Annotated in this window: 19 protein-coding genes and 1 pseudogene; 12 read left to right on the top strand and 8 right to left on the bottom strand. The window is 53.8% G+C overall.

Annotated features, from left to right (window positions below; genetic code table 11):
* Position 1: 1 nt before the first annotated feature.
* From infB to JRI89_05900, 12 genes and pseudogenes are all read left to right on the top strand, one after another.
* Positions 2 to 2,677: a translation initiation factor IF-2 gene (gene infB, locus JRI89_05955; GenBank protein MBW2070784.1), complete on the top strand. Its 2,676-nt coding sequence runs from the start codon at positions 2 to 4 to the stop codon at positions 2,675 to 2,677.
* An 89-nt stretch (positions 2,678 to 2,766) separates the two neighbouring features.
* Entirely contained in the window at positions 2,767 to 3,099 is a 333-nt protein-coding gene (locus JRI89_05950) for a DUF503 domain-containing protein (protein MBW2070783.1), read from the top strand.
* 26 nt (positions 3,100 to 3,125) lie between these two features.
* Positions 3,126 to 3,479 (top strand): 30S ribosome-binding factor RbfA, encoded by a 354-nt coding sequence (gene rbfA, locus JRI89_05945; GenBank protein MBW2070782.1) that lies wholly within the window; start codon positions 3,126 to 3,128, stop codon positions 3,477 to 3,479.
* Positions 3,476 to 4,444 (top strand): bifunctional oligoribonuclease/PAP phosphatase NrnA, encoded by a 969-nt coding sequence (locus JRI89_05940; GenBank protein ID MBW2070781.1) that lies wholly within the window; start codon positions 3,476 to 3,478, stop codon positions 4,442 to 4,444. The genes rbfA and JRI89_05940 overlap by 4 nt, the downstream gene beginning before the upstream one ends.
* A complete protein-coding gene (gene truB / locus JRI89_05935) occupies positions 4,441 to 5,466 on the top strand; it encodes a tRNA pseudouridine(55) synthase TruB (GenBank protein MBW2070780.1) in 1,026 nt (341 codons plus the stop codon). The genes JRI89_05940 and truB overlap by 4 nt, the downstream gene beginning before the upstream one ends.
* Before the next feature lie 42 nt (positions 5,467 to 5,508).
* The gene (gene rpsO, locus JRI89_05930) at positions 5,509 to 5,778 is read left to right on the top strand and encodes a 30S ribosomal protein S15 (protein ID MBW2070779.1); all 270 of its coding nucleotides are present in this window, start codon (positions 5,509 to 5,511) and stop codon (positions 5,776 to 5,778) included.
* Between the two features lie 228 nt (positions 5,779 to 6,006).
* On the top strand, positions 6,007 to 8,112 hold the full coding sequence (gene pnp / locus JRI89_05925) for a polyribonucleotide nucleotidyltransferase (GenBank protein MBW2070778.1): 2,106 nt from the start codon (positions 6,007 to 6,009) through the stop codon (positions 8,110 to 8,112).
* Positions 8,109 to 9,380, top strand: coding sequence for an insulinase family protein (locus tag JRI89_05920; protein ID MBW2070777.1), 1,272 nt, complete (start codon positions 8,109 to 8,111; stop codon positions 9,378 to 9,380). The genes pnp and JRI89_05920 overlap by 4 nt, the downstream gene beginning before the upstream one ends.
* A gap of 206 nt (positions 9,381 to 9,586) precedes the next feature.
* Positions 9,587 to 10,052 (top strand): annotated as a pseudogene (dut, locus tag JRI89_05915) (dUTP diphosphatase).
* A gap of 160 nt (positions 10,053 to 10,212) precedes the next feature.
* Positions 10,213 to 10,995 carry an MBL fold metallo-hydrolase gene (locus JRI89_05910; GenBank protein ID MBW2070776.1) on the top strand — a complete coding sequence of 261 codons (783 nt, stop codon included), beginning with the start codon at positions 10,213 to 10,215 and terminating at the stop codon, positions 10,993 to 10,995.
* An 18-nt stretch (positions 10,996 to 11,013) separates the two neighbouring features.
* Positions 11,014 to 13,548: a hypothetical protein gene (locus JRI89_05905; protein ID MBW2070775.1), complete on the top strand. Its 2,535-nt coding sequence runs from the start codon at positions 11,014 to 11,016 to the stop codon at positions 13,546 to 13,548.
* Positions 13,549 to 13,558: 10 nt separating this feature from the next.
* Positions 13,559 to 14,038, top strand: coding sequence for a dual specificity protein phosphatase family protein (locus tag JRI89_05900; GenBank protein ID MBW2070774.1), 480 nt, complete (start codon positions 13,559 to 13,561; stop codon positions 14,036 to 14,038).
* A gap of 10 nt (positions 14,039 to 14,048) precedes the next feature.
* On the opposite strand, the gene JRI89_05895 is transcribed toward JRI89_05900, so the two are convergent.
* The 8 genes from JRI89_05895 to JRI89_05860 form a co-directional block, all read right to left on the bottom strand.
* Positions 14,049 to 14,681 (bottom strand): DUF106 domain-containing protein, encoded by a 633-nt coding sequence (locus tag JRI89_05895; protein ID MBW2070773.1) that lies wholly within the window; start codon positions 14,679 to 14,681, stop codon positions 14,049 to 14,051.
* Between the two features lie 68 nt (positions 14,682 to 14,749).
* The gene (locus tag JRI89_05890) at positions 14,750 to 16,441 is read right to left on the bottom strand and encodes a sulfite exporter TauE/SafE family protein (protein MBW2070772.1); all 1,692 of its coding nucleotides are present in this window, start codon (positions 16,439 to 16,441) and stop codon (positions 14,750 to 14,752) included.
* A 98-nt stretch (positions 16,442 to 16,539) separates the two neighbouring features.
* Positions 16,540 to 16,893, bottom strand: coding sequence for a hypothetical protein (locus JRI89_05885; protein ID MBW2070771.1), 354 nt, complete (start codon positions 16,891 to 16,893; stop codon positions 16,540 to 16,542).
* Positions 16,894 to 16,983: 90 nt separating this feature from the next.
* Positions 16,984 to 17,346 (bottom strand): response regulator, encoded by a 363-nt coding sequence (locus JRI89_05880; GenBank protein MBW2070770.1) that lies wholly within the window; start codon positions 17,344 to 17,346, stop codon positions 16,984 to 16,986.
* A 307-nt stretch (positions 17,347 to 17,653) separates the two neighbouring features.
* Positions 17,654 to 18,028 (bottom strand): glycine cleavage system protein GcvH, encoded by a 375-nt coding sequence (gene gcvH, locus JRI89_05875; GenBank protein MBW2070769.1) that lies wholly within the window; start codon positions 18,026 to 18,028, stop codon positions 17,654 to 17,656.
* Between the two features lie 61 nt (positions 18,029 to 18,089).
* Entirely contained in the window at positions 18,090 to 18,842 is a 753-nt protein-coding gene (gene lipB / locus JRI89_05870) for a lipoyl(octanoyl) transferase LipB (GenBank protein MBW2070768.1), read from the bottom strand.
* Positions 18,843 to 18,931: 89 nt separating this feature from the next.
* Positions 18,932 to 20,326, bottom strand: coding sequence for a dihydrolipoyl dehydrogenase (lpdA, locus tag JRI89_05865; GenBank protein MBW2070767.1), 1,395 nt, complete (start codon positions 20,324 to 20,326; stop codon positions 18,932 to 18,934).
* A gap of 11 nt (positions 20,327 to 20,337) precedes the next feature.
* Positions 20,338 to 21,729, bottom strand: coding sequence for a sigma-54-dependent Fis family transcriptional regulator (locus tag JRI89_05860; protein ID MBW2070766.1), 1,392 nt, complete (start codon positions 21,727 to 21,729; stop codon positions 20,338 to 20,340).
* Positions 21,730 to 21,738: the final 9 nt, after the last annotated feature.

Raw genomic sequence — 21,738 nt, 5'->3', positions numbered from 1 at the left:
CATGGCAAGACTGAGGATATATGAGCTGGCGCGAGAACTTGAGATGAACAACAAAGATCTGGTGTCCCACATTCGTGATCTGGGCATCCAGGTGAAGGGGCATATGAGTTCTCTTGATGAGGAACAGGCCCAGTTGGTGCGGGACACGGTGAGCGGCCGTTCTCAGCAGTTGATTGTGGAGAAGCGCGTACGCCGGGGGGTGATCCGTCGTAGACGAAAAGTGGTGAGAACCGAGCCGGAACCAGAACCAGTGGAGATGGAAGAACCAGCAGTGCCGGAAGCTGAGGCCGTAGCCAGCGAGGAAGCGGTGGCGGAAAAGGAAGCGGTTGAAGAGGTGGTGTCTGAAGCTCCTGTGAGAGAAGAAGAGAAAGGTGTTGCAGTGGAAGCAGAGAAGGAGACGGTGGAGCCTGTTGAGGCTGAAATTTCCGCACCAGCTGAAAAGATTGTCAAGGAAGACAAGGCAGAAAAGCCGAAGCCAGCCAAGGAGAAAGTTGCCAAGAAGCCTCGCAAACGAGTGAAAAAAGAAACGCCAGCCAAGATTATCAAGCTGCCTGAACGCGTCGCGGAGCCTGCTGGAGTACAGCCCAGCAAGACAGCTGCTACACCCTCCACGCCAGTAGAGCCTCTGCGGCCGCCGGCTCCACCAGCGCCAGCCCCACCGGTTGGCGTAGAGGAAGAGAAGCGGGCAAAGGCCAAGAAGAAAAAGGGCAAGCGCGCCAGGCGGGAAGTTGCCGAACAGGTGGTCCCGGCCAAGAGGAAGACCCCGAGCCGACGGAAAGAAGTATTTACCGGGGCAGATCTATATGGCAAGCGGGTGCCGGCGCGGGGGGCACGAGGCCGCAAAGCAGCACGGGTAGTGGCTAAAGAAGTGAAAAAACCCGAAATAACCGTGCCCAAGGCAATCAAACGGCGCATAAAGCTCGAAGAGGCAATTACCGTAGCCAATCTTGCCAGACGCATGGGCATCAAAGCTCCAGAAGTGATCAAGAAGTTGATGGAGCTTGGTATGATGACGACCCTGAACCAGGCTCTTGATTATGAAACCGCGGCACTGGTGGCCTCAGAATTCGACTATGAAGTGGAAAAGACGGCCTTTGCCGAGGAGGATATCATTCAGGCCCAGGAAGATCGGGAGGAAGACCTGCAGCCGCGGCCGCCAGTGGTAACCATCATGGGGCACGTGGACCACGGCAAAACTTCTCTGCTGGATGCCATCCGCCATACCAACGTGATCGAAGGAGAGGCTGGCGGCATTACCCAGCACATAGGGGCCTACTATCTCAGCCTGGATGGAGGCGATCTGGTATTCCTGGACACCCCAGGACACGAGGCTTTTACAGCAATGCGAGCTCGAGGTGCCCGCATAACTGATCTGGTGGTGATCGTGGTGGCCGCCGATGACGGTGTTATGCAACAGACAGTGGAAGCAATCAATCACGCCCAGGCTGCTGATATTCCCATCCTGGTTGCCATCAACAAGATGGACAAGCCCAATGCCGATCCTGACCGGGTTCGAAGAGAACTGGCAGAGCGCGGCCTGAGTCCAGAAGAGTGGGGCGGCACTACCACCATGGTGGAAGTGTCCGCCAAGACTGGTCAGGGTCTGGACGACTTGCTGGAACTCATCCAGTTGCAGGCTGAGTTGTTGGAACTGAAGGCCAATCCGAACAAGCGGGCGCGCGGCCGCGTAATTGAAGCTAAATTAGACAGAGGGAAAGGACCGGTAGCCACGGTACTGGTACAAGAGGGCACGTTGCACAAGGGGGATCCCTTTGTGTGCGGTAATTTCTTTGGCAAGGTGCGAGCCATGGTGGATGACCGGGGTCGCCTGGTCCAGGAAGCGGGACCGTCCATGCCTGTTGAAGTGCACGGCATTTCCGGCGTACCGCAGGCAGGAGACGAGTTCGTTGTTGTGCAGGATGACAAAGAAGCCAAACAAGTTGCCTTTCACCGACAAGCAAAACAGCGCGAAATCGAATTGTCCAAGACGACGAAAGTCACTCTCGATAATCTCTTTTCCCGCATCAAAGAAGGAGAAACTAAAGAATTGAGAGTGGTGCTCAAGACGGACGTCCAGGGTTCGCTGGAGGCAATTACTGATTCTTTAGCAAAGTTGAGCACTGAAGAAGTTAAAGTGAATGTCATTCACAGCGCAGTTGGAGCCATAACAGAAAGTGACGTCATGCTCGCTTCTGCCTCGGATGCAATCATAATAGGTTTCAATGTGCGGGCAGATCTCAAGGTTCAGGAAATCATGGAAAACGAAAAGGTGGATGTGCGTTACTATGACGTGATCTACCAGATCATTGCTGACGTAAAATCTGCCATGGAAGGGATGCTCGAGCCCATCTACAAAGAGCATTTTATGGGTCGGGCAGAGGTGTTGAAAACCTTCCACATTCCAAGGGTGGGAACTATTGCCGGCTGCATGGTACACGAGGGCAAGGTTGAGAAAGAAGCCCGGGTTCGGGTGCTTCGGGACAATGTGGTGGTGAACGACAGCAAGGTTATCTCTCTCAGACGCTATAAGGACGATGTCAAGGAGGTCAGAGCTGGCCAGGATTGCGGCATTGGCATCGAGAATTTCAACGATATCAAAGTTGGGGATGTTCTGGAAACCTACTCTGTTGAGGAGATAAAGCCCGTGTTGGAGCCCTCGGGCGGTGGGACAGCATAATACAGAGCCGCCGGCTCATATATAGTGGAACCAGGCTGTAATATTGTTATTTGCCCAGGATGAATGCTGGGGGTTGGCTCTAGAGCAGTATGGCCACTTACATGAGGGTTCGTGCTGCGGCATGGTTGGCAATAATGGTTGTGGGCATTGTCAGGTTGAGATTGTATCTGCCTGAAAACAGGTCTCTCAAAGGCAAACGGAAAGTAGTGAAAAGCATCTGCGAGAAGGTGCGGCATCGTTTCAATGTGTCTGTGGCTGAAGTGGAGTCACAGGACCTCTGGCAGGCGAGCGAGGTGGGGATTGCTGCCCTGGGCAACGAGGGCGGCTATGTGAACTCCAAGCTCAATAAGATTATAAACTTTGTAGATGATATGTGCCTGGCTGAAATAGTGAACGTTGAGTTGGAATTGATCCATTTGTGATCGACTCTCGAGGAGCAACCAACGACATGGTACACAGACGAGCAGACCGAGTTGCGGATCTCATTCTTCGCGAACTGGCGGAGATTTTGATCAGGAGAGTCAAAGATCCTCGGTTGGGAAATATTACTATTACTCAGGTATTGGTGTCCAAAGACCTTCGGTATGCCAAGGTGTACTACAGTGTGTTGGCGGGTGATGAAGAGAGACAGCAGGTGGTTGCAGGTCTGCAGAGTGCTCGTGGCTTCGTGAAGCGAGAATTGGGCAAACGGCTACGATTGAGGCGAATGCCTGACATTGCCTTTTTTCTGGACACCTCTTTTGATCAGGGTGCTCTAATTCAACGGCTGCTTACCGACTTGAACCGACCGGAGTATGAATGATTAGCGCTATTGCCCAGGAACTGAGAGAGCACTCACGTTTCCTCCTTGCCACCCATGTGAATCCAGACGGGGATGCCATTGGTTCTCTGGGAGCACTTGCCCTGGTGCTCGAAGGAATGGGCAAGACAGTGCTTGCTTACTGTCAGGATCAGGTGCCTGGATTTCTAGAATTCATGCCTTTTGCCGACCGCATCGTGCACGAGATTCCTACGGGAGAGAATTTCGATGCGGCAGTGGTGTTGGACTGCGGCGAAGTGAACCGACTCGGCAAAGGTGCTGAGGCAGTGCTGCAGGCAGGGAAAATCATCCACATCGATCATCACAGTTCAGGCAATGGTTTTGGGGATCTGAACCTCATAAGGCCAGAATGCAGCAGTACAGCCGAATTGCTTTACGAGATTTTTGGGGCACTGGCCGTAGAACTGAGCAAGCCAGTTGCTGTGAATATTTACACGGCGATTCTCACTGACACCGGTTCGTTTCGCTTCGCCAATACCACGGCCAGGGCGCTGTCCATAGCTGCCGAGATGGTTTCCCTGGGGGTGGAGCCAGAGGAAGTGGCCAGTGCTGTCTATGACAGCATGACTCCCGGGCGGTTGCGGCTGCTGGCCACAAGCCTGCAGACACTGACACTGCGCGCTGACGGCCGGGTGGCAGCCATCTGGGTGAGCAGAGAGATGCTGGCCGACACAGGAACTACTGCTCAAGATACGGAGGGTCTGGTGAATTATCCAAGGTCTCTCCGCACTGTTGAGATAGCTGTTCTTTTCAAGGAGCTTACCACTGGCGAGATAAATGTGAGTCTCCGCTCGCGGGGAAAGTGCAATGTTGCTGATTTTGCCCAGATGTATGCAGGCGGTGGGCACGAGAATGCTGCGGCATTTCGGCTGAAGGGAACTCTCGAGCAAGTGGTTGACGAGGTGCTGCAGGCAGCAGAGGAATATTTGCAAGGGAAGCTGCCGTGAGCACCTCGCTGCAAATCAGCCACCAGGTAAGAACGGCCATGAGGAATCGCTTCGTACACGATGGTGTTTTGCTGCTGAACAAACACCCAGGATGCACCTCCCACGATCTTGTGGTGCAGGCAAGGAGATTGCTGGGTGGAGCCAAGGTGGGGCATGCTGGCACCCTGGATCCTTTTGCCAGCGGTTTGCTGGTGCTCCTGGTGAACGAGGCTACCAAGCTGTCGCCGTTCCTGACGAGTCAGGAGAAGGAGTACCTTTTTACTGTTTTTTTCGGAATCGAGACTGACACTCAAGACTGCACGGGCAAGGTGATCAAAGAGGAGCAGTGCGCAGCCATTGCCGCAGAGGAGATCAGAAGGGCATGTACGGTCTTCACTGGCCTGATTGACCAGGTGGTGCCCCGTTATTCCGCTGTGCGCCTGGGTGGGCGCCGCCTGTACCAGTTGGCTTACCAGGGCCAGAAGCCAGAGCTCCCTGTGCGCACGGTGAGGATTGACAGTCTGTCGCTTGTGGAGGTGAAATGGCCGGAAGCAACCTTCAGAGTGGTCTGTTCCAAAGGAACGTATGTACGCGCTCTGGCGAGTGACCTGGCGCGCTATCTTCATTGTGGCGGCCATGTTAGTCGGCTTTGCCGCTTGCGCAGCGGCGGTTTTCGCCTGGAGCGCAGCATAACTCTAGCTGAGCTGGCAAGTTTGGCAGCAGAGCAGAGAGTGACAGAAGCTTTAATTCCCCTCAGTCAGGCTGTGGAGGACTATCCAGCTCTAGCCGTCTCCGAGTTGACCGCCAGACGCATTCGTCAAGGGATGTTGCTGACAGCGGCCATGATCGAGCACAGACAAGAGTGTGGACATGAGGGCCGGACTCCATTCAAGGTGGTGGACCCTCGAGGGCAACTGGTGGCTATTGTTGCCCGTTGCAACGGGCACAGCCAAAGAAGCAGTGAGGCTGCTTTCAAGACTTTACGAGTTTTTGGTACTTCCCAGAGGTCAGCCGCTTCACAGGGCTCACCTCTCACTGAATAGGACATTGAGGTTCAAGGACTGGAACGCGAAGGAGGGTTGGCAGTGGCTTTAACCGCAGAAAAGAAAAGAGAGGTCATCGAGAATTTCAAGACACATGAGACTGACACCGGTTCCCCTGAAGTACAGATTGCACTGCTCAGTGAGCGTATTGCCTATCTCACGGAGCATTTCAAGGTGCACGCAAAAGATCACCACTCCAGGCGCGGCCTGCTAAAACTGGTCGGGCAGCGACGGCGGTTGCTCAATTATCTCAAGAGAACTGATGTGGCAAGGTATCGAACTGTGGTGGAACGTTTGGGCCTTCGCCGCTAGCCTAGTTCTTGCGGGACCCCACCGCTTTGTATCCCCATGAGTTCTTGCCTCGGAGGATTATTATACCAGGAGCACGAGGAGACGTTCACAACAGACCGCCGTCACGACTTTTCAGGTCAGGTGGTCTCAGGGAAATGAGCCAATCGGTGCCATGCGGCAAAAACTTCTAACACCACAACGATTCATTTCGCTGACAGGTGATATTTGCTTTGAAGAAGGGAAGGAACGATGAAAGAAACTGTTGAAGTAGAGTTGGGAGGTCGGCGACTGCGGCTGGAAACAGGGGAGATGGCCAAACAGGCGAGCGGCGCTGTGCTGGTCAGTTATGGCGACACTGTAGTGCTGGTTACAGCAGTGGGTGAAGACAGGACCAGGGAAGGCATCGATTTTGTGCCTCTCAACGTCGAGTATCAGGAGAAGGGGTTTGCTGCAGGCCGGATACCCGGCGGTTTTTTCCGGCGGGAAATAGGCAGACCTAGCGAGCGAGAGACCCTGGTGTCTCGTCTCATCGACCGACCTATTCGGCCGCTGTTTCCCAAGCACTATCGCAATGAAACCCAGGTCATAGCCACTGTGCTGTCAGCAGATGCTGAAAATGATCCTGACGTGGTGGCAATGGTCGGGGCCTCGGCAGCTCTGGAGATTTCCGGGTTGCCTTTTGCCGGCCCCATCGGCGCGGTGCGAGTGGGCAGAATCAACGGCAAGTTCGTGGTCAATCCCGGCATTGCCGAGGCAGAGGAGAGCGATATCAACATGATCATTGCCGGCAATCGCCAGGGCATTGTCATGGTGGAAGGGAGTGCATCCTTTGTGAAGGAGGACGAATTGATCGAAGCACTCTTTTTCGGCCACGAGCAGATTCAACCCATCCTGGACATACAGGAGATACTCAAGTCACGCTGCGGCAAAGAGGGGCAAGCTGTGGCCTCTCCTGAGACAGATGAGGAATTGGCAGCCCGGGTAGTAGAAATTGGTGCAGATGGTATCAGAGAGGCCAATGCCATACCCAGCAAGCAGGAAAGATATGCAAGGCGCAAAGCAGTGTTTGATGAGGTTATGGAAAGACTGGGAGCAGACTTTGCCGAGCGCCAGGCAGAGGTCAATGAGATTCTTCACGACCTGGAGCGCCAGTATGTCAGGGATCTGATTGTTCGGGAGCGAAAGAGGATAGATGGCAGAGGACTCCGAGATATCAGACCGGTGGACTGCCGGGTGGGGCTGCTGCCGCGCACCCATGGGTCCGGACTGTTTACCAGAGGCGAAACTCAGGTGCTCTCAGTGGTTACCCTGGGATCCTCGGCAGATGAGCAAAAAATCGAAGCGCTTGCTGGAGAGACTTACAAGAGCTTTATGCTTCATTATAATTTCCCCCCGTACTGTGTGGGTGAAGCTCGTTTTCTCCGGGGCCCCAGTCGGCGAGAGATTGGCCATGGCGCCCTGGCTGAAAGGACTCTCAAGGCTGTGATGCCTTCCCATGAAGATTTTCCCTATACTGTGCGGGTGGTGGCAGAGGTGCTGGAGTCGAACGGCTCCTCCTCAATGGCCTCCGTGTGTGCCAGTTCTCTTGGTCTCATGGATGCCGGGGTGCCCCTGAAGTCGCATGTGGCTGGTATTGCCATGGGGCTCATCATGGAGAAAGGCGAGGTGGCCGTGCTGAGCGACATACTTGGAGACGAGGACCATCTCGGAGACATGGATTTCAAAATAGCCGGCAGTGCCACTGGGGTGGTGTCGCTGCAGATGGACATCAAGGTGACAGGCGTTCCCAGGGAAGTAATGCGCCAGGCATTGATGCAGGCAAGAGAAGGACGACTGCACATCCTTGAACAGATGAATAGGGCCATAGCTGAACCTCGAAAAGAGCTGTCACCCTATGCTCCGCGCATAATAACTATGGAAATCCATCCGGACAAGATTCGAGACGTAATTGGCCCGGGAGGCAAGGTAATTCGCAGTATTATCGCTGAAACCAACACCAAGATAGACATCGAGGATTCCGGTAAAGTGGTAATTATGAGCCCGGATCTGGCTGCCTGCGACAAGGCAGTGGAAATGATCAAGGGCCTTACGGCCGAGGCGCAGGTTGGCAATCTCTATCTGGGCAAGGTTCGCAAAATAACCGACTTTGGTGCCTTTGTAGAGATTCTGCCGGGAACTGACGGCCTTATCCACATTTCTCAGCTGGACCATAAGAGGGTACAGCGTGTGCGAGATATACTGAACGAGGGTGACGAGGTGCTGGTGAAGGTGCTGGATATTGACAAGGACGGTCGCATTCGTTTGAGCCGCAAGGCTGCGCTGGGGGAGTCGCTTTCCAAGACGAGTGACAAGTGAAAGGATCGTGTGTGTATCAGAGAACAGTACTCGACAACGGTATCAGAGTCCTGACTGAACGGATCCCTCACCTTCATTCTGTCTCTGTTGGTGTCTGGGTTGATGTGGGCTCCAGAGATGAGTCATCGGATGAGGCCGGGTTGACACACTTTATTGAACACATGCTCTTCAAGGGCACCAGGAACAGGAGTTCACTCGACATTGCCAAAGAACTCGATGCGGTAGGCGGCATGTCGAACGCCTTCACCACGAAAGAGAACACCTGTTTTCATGCCAAGGTTCTAGATACTCATTTGCCTCTGGTGGTTGATATTCTGGCCGATATCCTGCTCAATTCCGTTTTTGCCGAGGAGGAAATAGAACGGGAACGGCGGGTTATTCTCCAGGAAATCAACATGGTGGAGGACACCCCGGATGAGTACATCCACCTGCTTTTCAGTCAGACTTACTGGCAGGGGAACTCATTGGGCCGCTCCATTCTCGGTACAGTCGATACAGTGGGCAATTTCGATAGGGAAGCAACCCTGCGTTACATGCAACGATCTTATCATCCAGAGAGAATTATTTTGAGCGCAGCTGGCAACGTTGATCATCAGGAATTTCTAAAATTGGTGGAGCCAGTCTTCGGCTCTCTGCAGAGTCATTCTCATAATATCAATCGCCAACCTCCAGAGGTTCACCCTGGCCTGGAACTTTACCCGAGAGATCTGGAGCAGGTGCATTTTTGCCTGGGAACCAGAGGAACTTCGATAACTGATGAGGATCGCTACGTATGTAACATCCTCAATGTAATTCTTGGCGGCAGCATGAGCTCGCGGCTCTTTCAAAAAGTGCGGGAGCAGCGCGGCCTGGCCTATGCCATATACTCTTTCCTGACCTCGCATACCGATACTGGTATGCTGGGCATCTACGGGGCGGTGAGTCCTGAGAACGCCAAAGAAACCCTGACGATCATCAAGACAGAACTGCGTCGTCTCAAAGAAGAGCCCATTCAGGAGGCAGAACTGCAGAAGGCCAAAGAGCACATGAAAGGCAGCATCTATCTCAGCGCTGAAAATACCGATAACCGGATGAGCAGACTGGCCAAGAGCGAGATACACTTTGGCCGATTCTTGACTTACGAGGAAATCGAAGCCGGCCTCGATCAGGTTACCTCAGAGCAGGTGCAGCAGTTGTCTCGAGATATTTTTCAGCCTGGCTACCTGGCCCTGGCCTTTCTTGGACCGGTGGACAACTTGGGTATTGATGGAGGCTTTCTGGAAATATGAATAGCCTGAATTGACTGGCTCTTTATCAGCAGGCTGGACAAGTGATCTGGAGGATCTACTTGTTGATCTATTCCAAGAAAACTGCCGGCCAGAAGACTTGAACGGTTTGCACAGGGGGATATTGCCAGCAGCAGATTGCCCATTCTCTCGAAGTAATATCAATTCCAGGCGTGGCTCAACTGACCGAGTAACAAGGATAGGCTGTCATGGGTAACAGGCATGAGGACACCACTGCTGTCCCCCGGGGCGCCGATCTGCAGATACCTATCAGACGTGTTCGTGGCGAGACTGATGTACCTTTGCCCTGTTACATGACGGCCGGAGCAGCAGGCATGGATCTGTTTGCTGCAGTGGCTGAACATTGTCCTTGTGCCCACTGGCATTGCTGTGGCGATCCCTGCGGGCTATGAAGGGCAAATCCGGGCTCGCAGCGGTCTTGCCGTCTCCCATGGCCTGGCCGTTATCAATGGCCCCGGAACTATTGATAGTGACTACCGGGGTGAGGTAAAGGTGGCCCTCATCAACCTCGGCAAAAAGTCTTTCACCATTCAGGGGGGCGACAGGATTGCTCAGTTGGTTGTCAGCCGGGTTTACCGGGTTGCCTGGCAAGTGCGTGACAAACTGGATGACACCGAGCGAAATTCCGGAGGCTTTGGCCACAGCGGCGTGTGACAGCAGACCTTCCGCCACGTCACTCAGAGCACCCACCAGGCAAGACATCTGATACTCCCAGTCCGGGTATATTGGACCAGAAGCAGGCAGAAACAAGAGTTGGCGGCCGAGTTTTGATTGGTTAAGCTTGGAAAGTCAGACAGCTGGAGGGGAAGGGGTTGTGGCGGTAAAGTTGTCGGTGTTGGCCAGCGGATCCCGTGGCAACAGCATTTATGTGGCTACAGAAAAGGTAGCACTCCTGATTGATGCTGGACTCAGCGCTCGAGCAATTGAAGAGCGTTTGCAGGCAATCGGAGCGAGTGCTGCGGAACTGGACGGGCTGGTAGTCACGCACGAGCATCTGGATCATGTGCGTGGAATAGGCACGCTCTCCAGGAGGTATGGCTTGCCTGTCTATGTAAATGAACAGACTTACCGCCATCTGCCGGATGTGGTTGGAGAGCTGGCAGATAGAGTGGAATTCGTCACCGGGCAGTCCTTTGCCATAGCTGATCTCGACGTTCACCCCTTCGCCATATCTCATGATGCTGTTGATCCTGTGGGACTTACCCTGGTAAACGGCATTACCAAGGTGGGGATATGTACAGACCTGGGTGTGGCAACCAGACTGGTCTATCATCATTTGCAGCGCTGCCAGGCTCTTGTTCTGGAAGCCAATCACGATCTGGAGATGCTGAAAAATGGGCCCTACCCATGGGCCCTCAAACAGAGGATCAGAAGCCGCGCTGGTCACCTTTCCAATGAGGAAACGGGCGAGATTCTCGCTGCGGTGCTCAATGAAGATCTGCGTGAGGTGATACTGGCGCATTTGAGTGAAACTAACAACTGTCCGCAAACAGCGGTAAAGTCGCTGCGCACATGTCTGGCAGAGCACAGGTGCCAGCATTGGCGACTGCAGGTTGCCTGTCAACATAGGCCCACAGAAATGCTCATTCTGCCATGACCAGGGATATGGCCAACTGTGAACTTGAAGAGGCGATTCAAGCATGAGCTGAAGCAGTTTTTCGCTCCTGGTGCAGTCCTGCAGGAGCGATATGTTGCCTTCAGGGAACTTCTGGAGATCGACAGGAAGAGCCATGAGTTGATAGCTGAACTGGAGCACATCTATCACGATCAGCTGCAGGTGGATTTTGCCGCGGTGGCAGCGAAATGCACCGAGCTGCGGCTGCGTGTGGGCCAGCTCATAGAGACTACAGCCAGAACATGCCCGAACATCTATGGCCCTTTGAAAAAGAGATTTCGGGAAATCGACTCTTCCCTGCACCTCGCTCTGCAGGAGAGGTCGACTTCCATAAAAGGCACATTTACCTTGCCATTGAAAGAAATTCCCCCCGACAGTGAGGCCCTGGCAGGGGGTAAAGCCCGACAACTGGCCCAGGCGGGATTTACCCTGGGTTTGCCGGTGCCTGAGGGCTTTGTCATAACCACGAGCAGTTATAGCCATTTGGTGGAATGCAATGAACTGCGCCCGCAGATTGACGAGATCCTGGCTCGGCTCGATATTGAATCTCCCAGTTCTCTCTATGCTGCCTCGGAGCGATTGCAGCAACTGATGGCCGAGGCCAGCGTGCCAGAGGCGGTGCAGGAGGCTATTCATGCTGCTGCTGCGATGAGCGGCCATGCTGAGACCAGGTTCGCCGTCCGCAGCAGTGCCGTGGGCGAGGATAGCCGAGCCTCCTTTGCCGGCCAGTACGGCAGTGTATTGAATGTGACTGCCGACCATCTGCTGGAGGCCTACCGGAGGGTGCTACTCAGCAAATATTCTCCCAGAGCACTGTCGTATCGGATCCGCTATGGACTGTCTGACCAGGAAACCGCTATGGCGGTGCTGGTGCTGCGGATGATCGACAGCAAAGCAAGCGGTGTGCTTTACACCCTCGATCCCCAGGACCCCGGGAGCAATACCATGGTGCTCTATGTGGTGTGGGGACTCGGAGAATTGCTGGTAGATGGCAGGGTGACCCCAACGGTTATTACTGTGAGTCGGCAGCGTCCTTATGCTGTGATCAACAGGGAGACAGCGGTGCAGCCAATGCAAGCGGTTGCCGCAAAAGGAGAAGGTACCGTAATGGTGCCGCTCCATGAAGAATATGGCAGCAAGGTGCCACTCGGTTCGGAGGCGATTCAACGGTTGCTGGAGTGGGGGCTGCGCCTGGAGAAGCATCAGGGAGGTGCCCGGGACATGGAGTGGTGTATGGATCAATCGGACGAACTCTATCTCTTGCAAACGAGGCCCCTTCATCTGGCAGAGGTGCCTGCCAGGGTACTGGAGTGCACTCAGATAGAAGTGGAGCATGAGGTCTTGCTGTCCACAGGCATCCGGGCCTGCTCCGGCATCGGCGCTGGCCGGGTGTTCAATGTGAAAAGCCAGGATCCAGGGGTGTTGCCGCAAGGCACAGTGTTGGTGGCCCCAAGTCCGTCTCCTGACTATGTCGGCATGATCAGCAGGTTGAGCGCTGTGGTTACAGACGTGGGCAGCACAGCCGGCCATTTTGCTTCAGTGGCCAGAGAATTTGGCGTTCCCACCCTGGTCAACACAGTGGAAGCGACTGAAAGGCTCACCCACGGCAGTGAAGTAACAGTGTACGCTGATCAGGCTGTGGTCTATCGGGGCATAGTAGCGCAGCTAGTGGACGGCACCTGTGTGGCCCGCACCATGCTGGGGGGAAGTCCACTGTCGGAAAAGCTTGGAGACATGTTGCAATATATTTCACCCCTTCACCTCCTTGATCCTGCCTCGGATGCTTTTGCCGCAAATGAATGCAAGAGTCTTCATGATATTCTCAGGTTTGCCCATGAAAAAACTGTCCAGGAGATGTTCAGAAGCGGCGGCCGCGGTGGCAGGCGAGCTAGAGGCGCAAGAAAACTGCTGTCGTCAATTCCCATTGCGGTCTATCTTGTTGATCTTGGAGGAGGTTTTCAGGAGACCACAAGGGGCAGAAAGGAAATTGCTCCGGCTGAGGTGAGCAGCATGCCTTTCCAGGCAGTGTGGCGGGGGCTCACCAGCCCGCGCATCTATTGGGACAGCAAAATTGTCCACGGGGACTGGCGGGCTGCCGGCGCAGCTGACACTGCTGGCAGATCAACTGCGAGCTATGCTGTGGTATCTGGCGATTACCTGAACTTCAACGTTCATTTCGGCTACCATTTCGTGGTGGTGGATGCACTCTGCACGGAAATTCCAGAGTCAAACTACATTTTACTGCGGTATGCAGGGGGAGGCGGTCAGCCTTATTCGAGGTTTCTCCGGGTCAAGTTTCTAGAAAAGATTCTCAGCCGCCATGGCTTTGCCGTTGATGTTACGGGGGATCTCATTGAGGCACAGCTTGCCAGACAGGACTTTGCAACTACGGCAGAAAAACTGGAGCTGGTGGGAACTCTTCTTGGAGCCACCAGGGTTCTGGATATGGTCCTGCAGGATGGTGCCCAGGTGGAAGAGATGGTGGAAAGATTCTTGCGAGGTGACTACAACCTATCGCCGCTCGGCAAGCAGTAGAGCCCTGAAGATGAGAGCTGAAACCTATGAACTCTGTTGGTTAACAGAGCAACTGGCTCTGGGCAATGCTCCTTGCTCCTATGAGGATCTCGAGTCCATTCAACGGCAGGGCATCTCGGCTATTGTCAACCTGTGTGCAGAATACTGTGACTTGCACGATATTGAGAGTAGCCAGGGCTTTGCCGTGTATTATCTGCCGGTGATTGATGAGGGCGTCCCTTCCCTCGAGGAATTGGACAAGGCCCTAGACTGGGTGGAGGAGGTTATAAGTGGAGGCAATAAGGTCCTGGTCCACTGCCGTCTTGGATTAGGCAGGACAGCGACCTTTGTGACAGCTTATTTGCTGAGAAAAGGGTTCGGTCTGCGTACCGCAAGAAGAAAAATTGAACAGGTTAGGGGGGTATCCTGCAGCTATTGCCAGTGGAAGCTGCTGCGCAAATACCGCAAAAAATGCCAGAAGGGCCTCAAGGAAAAATCTTCTGAAGTTTGAATATCTTACCTCAACTAGTGTCGCCGGCCTGCGGTAAAGGCTCAGTCTGCTTGCCGTTGGAAGGTGCTCTGTTGCCATCACCCTTTCTGATTATCCTGCGAATGCTGAACAAAGCCACATAGACCAGCAGCAGCGAGATGATGAACCAGAAGGGTGCACCAATTTCAACCGGCTGGGAAGCCGGCAGCGCCAACTTGAATATATACGGGTGGCCGGAGAGAATGATCAGCCTGGCGGGCCGGTAGACGTCATTCACATAGGCCAATAAAGAAAGGATTGGCAGATAGGTGGTAGCCAAACTCTTCATGAGGCCTTCGAAAAAGTAGTCATAATAGACCTTATTGAGCTTGGCTTCGTCGATATTTTTGGCCAGTGCTTTGGCCTTTTCCGGGTCTGCGCTGGTGAGCGCCTCCTGCCTGATATTGAACCAGTGGGTGAACTCTTTCTCCAACTGCTGATGCCTGCGCGTCTTGTATATTTTTGCCAAAACTTTGGTAATGGCCACGGTGAGGCAGGCAATAAGAAAAATTGCCACTGGCGGCCCCAGGACATCGAGGGGTGAAAGCACAGAGGCAAGCAGGTCTCTGACAACATAGATGGCGGCAGCCACCTTCAGCCAAATCATGTCTAATACTTCCGTCATGTTCTCTCCAGTTGTGTTGGGAGGGGGAGGCATCTGGCCTCCCCCTCGCCGGATCGGCCGGTGCTCTGTTAGATCCAGATTTCGATCTTGAAGAAGCGGAAGAACAGGAAGAACAGGGTGACCGCCAGTATCCACTTGAGAGCTTTTTCACTGAACATTTTCTGCAGTCGACTGCCGAGCATACCTCCGACAAAACCGCCAATGATGATGGCGATGGCAAGCCAGAGATCCGGCCAGTAATTGTTCAGGGCATAGCCGATGAAGGCGCCGACGCTGCTGAAAGAGGTGCCGATGAGGCCCACGGGCACGGCCACGTACATGGGCAGGGCGCCCAGGGTTGTCATGGCCGGCACCAGCAGGAAGCCGCCGCCGATGCCGAAGGACCTGGCAACGATGCCGATCAGCAAGCCGATGATGCCGAAGAGCAGGGGATTGATGTTGAAATCCTCACCCCAGAACTTGAACTGGTAGCTGGTCAGGCCGGTCTTGACAGGCTCGATTCTGCCCATCTGGGCAGCCCGGCCTTCTGCTTTGGCCCTGGCCACTTCTTCATTGAACTTCTTCACCATGGCCTTGATGGCCTTGCGTTTCTCCATGACCTTGGGCGTCAACTCGTAGAGGGTGCGAAAGCCCATGATTACCACCAGCACTGCCAACCATTCCTTGTAGGTCTTCATTGGCAGGTACTTGGTGGCGTACTTGCCCAGCCAGATAGAGCCTATGAGAATACCCACACCAAAAGAGATGCCCACAGGCCAGGCCACCCGGCGTTCCTTGACCGCATACCGATAAAAGGCCCCGAGCGGTGAGAACAGGGTGAGGGCAACGTTGGAAGGACGGAGAACATTGGCCGCATTGATGCCGATGGGGCCGGCAGTGTGTACGATCATCACCTGATAGGCAGCCATGAGCATGCCGCCGGCAGCACCTATCATTGAAAAGAAGGCTCCCACCAGGATGGCGCCGATGGTGATCCACAGGGGATTCATATAGCGAAATCCTTTGGCCAGCCAGAAACCATTGCCTTTCATGGTGTAGGAGCCAATTTTTTCGCCGTTGACAAAGACGTTGAACTTGGTGTCAGGAGGGGTATGGCGGAAGCTCTTGAAGGTGACGGTGAATTTGCCAGTGGTGGGATCGAGCTGGATAGAGGTTCCCTTGTCCCAGTAATGACCGGTCTTGGCGTAATCACCAAGGACACTGCGGGCAAAGATGACGATCTTGCCCTTGGTGGTGCCTTCTTTGGTGATGGTGTTGATGCCGTAGGTGGACTCGTGAGCAAACTTGTAGAAGTTCCACTCTTCTTTGGTTTTTATGGGCCCGAGAACGCTCTTTATGTAGTCGTCGAGCTGATCAAACTTGTTTAGTTTGAACATGGTGGTCTTGTAAATGCCGGGCATGAACGATGGCCCGCCGAATCTTTTGGCAGTAACCTTGCCGAAGGCTTCCGGTTTGTTCGTCAGGATGTAATAAAGTACCGGAATACGAGTTTCACTAGTGAAGCCGCGCTTTTTTGCTTCCTTTTTTAGTCTTGCCACCTCATGGACGCCCGTGGTGTCTTTGGGGGCAAAGGTAAGCTGGGAGGCCACCGCAACGTAAAGATCACTGCCGGGGGCGATCTGACCAGAAATGGTCACCATGTCGCCAGCCTTGTATTCGGTCGCAGATATGGTGGCGGCCGCTTCCACCTGAGGCAAGACTGCCAGGAACGAAAACAGGCAGACGCCAAAGAAAAGAAAAAGAATACCAAATCTCCTCATCTCATCCTCCTCTATGAAATAACCTCATTTGAATAAAAGACAGAAAAAAGACTGTTTTGCTAAAAGCTCACCTCCTTTCGAATTTGGGAATCAAATAATTACTTTGCGTTCTTCAACTGCTGATATTTCAGTGCGAGTTGCGCTCCCATCTCGCTACAACCAACCCCAACGAGAAGAAATAGAATGGCGTCCCACCAGTCGAAGGCCAGCTCCTGAATGAAATAGAAAAATAGCCCGGACAGTAACAGCAAACAAAAAATGGTGCTTATGACGGCGGAAAGAATGACGAGCAAGCGTAGGCGTTCTAACCCCCGGCCAAATCTATCCACAGCCGAATACCCCGCCACCAGCGTACTGAATGCCAGGACCCAGGGCACAGTGTTCACCACCGAATAGATGGGCAGAAAGGTGGTGAGAAAAAGGCTCAGAAGTACAGTCCCGCCGATACTCACAAGCTGGAAATATCCTATAAACTTGGCAACTTGAAGGCTTGTTTTCTGGAGCCCTCCAGATTCATTGTTGTGCAATATTCTCTCCACCGCTCAGAGGTCCATTGCCAGAGTGTTGACCTTGAATTCCAGCTCCTCTATGTCCACCGGCTTGAGGAAGTAGCCTTCAGTGCCAGCAGCCAGCGCTTCAAGGGCCAGGTGCTTGCTGAAGTACCGGCTGAGCGTCAATACTTTCGGTTCGCCCTTGCTTTGCTTCAAAGTGAGCCAGGCCCTGTAGTCCAGGCCAACTTCAGGCTCGAGTTCCACGATGGCCAAGTCAACCCTATGAGAGTTGGCCCAGGCGAGGGCGTCCTGCTGGTTTGCAAAGGCAAAGACTTGGTGGCCGTGGCCACGAAGGATCCTTCTCAGCAGTTGGCGAGTGTCGCTCTCCCTGTCCACAATCAGCGCTGTTGCCATGAACCCCCGGGGAATGAAAGCGAAGAATTAGCACTGCCTTGAACGATGAAAGCAAAAACAAAATTTAGTAAATGCAGCAAAGGTTGTGCCATTCATGACAATCTGCTGTTGTGAATATAACCTGTTGATACTACTAGATTATTGTGGACAAGAAATAATAGGTTGGCAGTGTATGCGGCTGTGAACAGAGTAGATTCTGCAAAAAAAACTTTGCACTTGGGCTATGAATGACCAACCAGTTGCCTCAGATCGAAGTCTCGGTCGATGGAATAGGATTGATTGCAGTGCATAAAATAGATTGCACCGGTCACTCTTCCATATCTGCCGCCACAAAAAGATCATATTCAGGCTTGCTCATCAAATCGTCAAGTTCAGAAGCATCTCCAATTTTGAGGCGAGCGACCCATCCGCTGGAGAGACTATCCTGATTTACCAGCGACGGGGTCTCCTCCAGTGCCTCATTTGCCTGCAGTACTGTGCCGGAGACTGGAGAAATCAGTTCTATGGTGGCTTTGCCAGACTCGATGGTGGCAAACGATTCACCCTTGTTTATTGTTTCACCGACCTCCGGAAGTTCCACATAGATAATTGTGCCCAGGGCCTCTGCAGCAAAATCCGTGACACCGAGCACAACAAAGTCGGTTTGCAGTAGAACCCAGACATGGTCTTCGGTGATTTTCAAGGCCTCTTCATTCACAACAAGCCCTCCTCCGTTTTACTGGCGAATGCGCTGCACCAGGCCCTCATTTTCCCCTGACGGCGACCTCGATTTTCTCGCCGCCAGGTTTGAGCTCTCTCTTGAGTTCAAGGTAAGACATCTGCTGCCAGGCTCCCGCAAAGAGTTGCGCAAACTGTTTTGCCACTGTGCCACAGACCAGCAACAGGTTCGGGGGGGCCGCTAGAATGGAAGCCATGGAGGTTACCTTTTCGTGGGAAAGACCGCAAGGATTGATGGTCCGAAAATGAGACAATTCCGGTGAAATGTTGAGGGAAAAGCCATGCATTGTGACCCAGCGCTTTATAGCGACACCGATGGCGGCTATTTTCCCATTTCCTGCCCAGATACCACGCTGGTGCGGTTTTCTACCGGCTTCAATGGAAAATTCGGCCAGGGTCTGAATAAGCAACTCCTCCAGGAGATCCACGTAGCCCCGCACAGAAAGACGCTGTTGACCCAGATGGATGATAGGATAGCCCACGAGCTGACCAGGGCCGTGGTAGGTGACGTCACCTCCACGTTCCACACGGTATATGCGGATCCCCAAAGCCCTCAAAACTTGGCGATCAGCAAGCACATTGGCTTCCTGTGCACGTCTGCCCAGAGTGATCACAGGTTCGTGCTCTACCAAGAGCAGGAGGTCTGGTACCTGATTTCTCTGGCGCAAACCGAGCAGCTGGCGCTGCAGCTCCCAGACAAGGCCATAGTCCTTCCTGCCGAGGTTGATAATCCACCCAGGCTGCTGCCGATCTGGGTCTCCAGGTATGTTTCCTGCCATATGCCGAAGTCTCAACTAGTCCGCGGTACTAGCCATTGCCGTTGCAGCCAGACCACCAGCCCAGCCCTTTGAGCCGGCTGCCAGCCGCTCTAGAGCTTCAAATCCAGCTTGTGGATGGCCAAGCCCCGCACATCCTCTGCTGCCTCCCAGACGGCTTCGTTCAAGGTGGGATGAGCATGGATAGTGCGGGCTACATCCTCCACGGTAGCCCCCTGCTTGAGGGCCAGAGTACACTCACCAATCAAGCTGCCCGCCTCTGGGCCGATAATGTGCACCCCGAGGATGCGGCCATCTTCTTCAGCAGCAATTACTTTGACGAAGCCGTCGATTTCCCCTAGGGCATGTGCCTTTCCCAGGGCTCGAAAAGGAAAGTTGCCCTGGCGATAACTGATTCCCAGCTCTTGGCATTGTCTGCTGGTCAATCCCACGGTGGCGATCTCTGGATCAGTATAAATGGCAGCCGGTACCGCGTGCTTGTCGACGACAGCCTTGCCGTTGCCGAGTGCATGCTCCACCGCCACAATTCCCTGATGAGAGGCGTAATGGGCCAGAAGATGTTCTCCAACCACATCGCCAATGGCATAGATCCCGGGGATGTTGGTTTGGCAGTGCTCGTCCACCGGCAGGAAGCCGTTTTTCAAAGTGAGCCCAACTTTACGAAAACCAAGTCCTGTTGAGACCGGCATCCTGCCTACTGTGACTAGAACAGCCTCTGTGCAGACAGCTTTGCCTGACTGCAGTGTCACCTCCACTCCACTCTCTGTGTAACGGCCGGCAACTGGCGGATCTCCCAGGTGCAAGATGATCCGTCGCTTCTTCAAGCTGCGGACCAAGGCTCTATTGAGGTCGCCATCAAGGGATTTTATTGGTTCTCTGCTCCGTTTACTCAGGTGAACTTCACAGCCCAGGGCTCTGAAGATCTGGGCAAACTCGCATCCCGAGACGCCGCCGCCAATAATGAACAGGCTCCTGGGTAATTGCCTGAGCTCCAGGATGCTTCTGGTGTTGAACACTCTTTGATTGTCCCAGGGCAAGATTTGCAGAACCTTCGGCTCTGAGCCGGTGGCAATGATGATGCGGCGGCCGCACACCTGTTGCGGCGGGTGCTCGGAGCTGGTTACTTCTATTTCGTTATGCCGACGGAGCCTGCCCTCACCGAACAGCAGATTCACTCGGTGTCTCCTAAACAACCGCTCCACCCCCTGCCGGAGTTCTCGGACGATCTTCTGATTTCGGGAGATAATCTTGTCGAGATGAGCCACAGCGCCAGTGCAGCTCAGGCCGAAGTGATCTGCCTGGCGGATTTGCTCAAAAAGTCTGGCGGATTTGTACATGGCTTTGGTGGGTATGCAACCCCAGTTGAGACAGGTGCCGCCCACCAATTCCTTTTCGATGATGCTTACTCTCGCCCCGAGCTGGGCAGCACGGATTGCTGCCACGTAACCTCCAGGGCCGGCCCCCAGGATCACCAGGTCGTATTGCACGTATTGCCCTTCTAATTGCGGAAGTCCTGAGATTTCACCCCATAGCGGCGCATAATCTGCTGGAGCGCCTGGCGCTCCATGCCGATTTCTTTGGCCGAGCGGGTGACATTTCCCTTGTGGCGGCTGAGAAGCCTCGACAGATACTCAATGTGAAAGCGCTGCAGCAACTCTTTCTTGGCCTCTTTGTAAGGGAGATCATGAATTTCCATGCCCACCAGGCACTCCTGAGGCCGCAGACTAGTCCAGTTGATGTCCTCTGGTTGAATAAGCTCGTCGGCTGAGAGGAGGATGGCGCGTTTGATAATGTTTTCCAGTTCCCGTACATTGCCTTCCCATGGTCGGCGAAGAAGAAGCTCGATGAACTCAGGTGACAAGGACTTTCCCGGTTTGTTGAACTCGGCACAGTAGCGCTGTAGGAAGTGTTCAGCCAGCAGTGGTATATCTTCTTTTCGTTCTCGCAAGGGAGGCATTTCCAGTGTGAGTACATTCAAGCGAAAAAAGAGGTCTTCGCGAAATTGCTTCTGCTGGATTTTTTCGCGAAGGTTTCTGTTGGTGGAAGCTATGACGCGGACGTCCACGGTAATCGATTTATTTTGCCCGAGGGGTTTGATTTCCTTTTCCTGAAGGACGCGCAGTAGTTTGGTCTGAATTGTGGGTGCTATGTCACCGATTTCATCCAGGTAAATGGTACCCCCTTGGGCGTCTTCGAAGAGCCCTGTTTTGTCTGCTGAGGCGTCGGTGAAGGCGCCTTTACGATAGCCAAAGAGTTCACTCTCCAGGATGTTTTCCGGCAGGGTGGGACAATTGACTGCTACGTATGGTTTGCTGCTGCGGTGACTCAACCGGTGGATGGCCCGGGCGGCCAGGTCCTTGCCAGTCCCAGATTCGCCGGTGAGCAGCACGGTGACGTCTGTTTTGGCGATCATCTGAATGGTCTGGTATATGCGCTGCATGGCAGGACTGGCCCCGACCAGATCCTGGAAAGGCTCGCTTTCTTTAATGCGGCGCTGGAGGTTGAGGTTTTCCCTGAGGAGTCTGCTTCGCTCCATAGCATTGCGGAGCACGTGAATGAGTTTGTCCTGGTCAAAAGGCTTGGTGATGAAATCATAGGCGCCCTTTTTGATTGATTCCACTGCCAGTTCAACTACCCCATAGGCGGTCAACATCAAAACCGTGGTCCACGGATTGGTCTCTCTTATGCGTTCGAGCAGTTCAATGCCGTCCATACCGGGCATGCGAACATCTACAAGGGCAAGATCATAGGTGCTGCGAGCCAGGAGTTCCAAGGCCTGGACCCCACTTGCCGCGGTGTCGATGTCACAGGCGAATTCACTGGCAATGAGCCGCTTCAGCAGGCTCAACATATCCAATTCGTCGTCGACTAGGAGTATTTTTGCTGTCATGGTTGTCTT

The organism is Deltaproteobacteria bacterium (assembly GCA_019309045.1).
Lineage (GTDB): Bacteria > Desulfobacterota > Syntrophobacteria > BM002 > BM002 > JAFDGZ01.
Note: the sequence above shows the minus strand (reverse complement) of the source record. Positions and strands in the feature narration are given on the sequence as shown.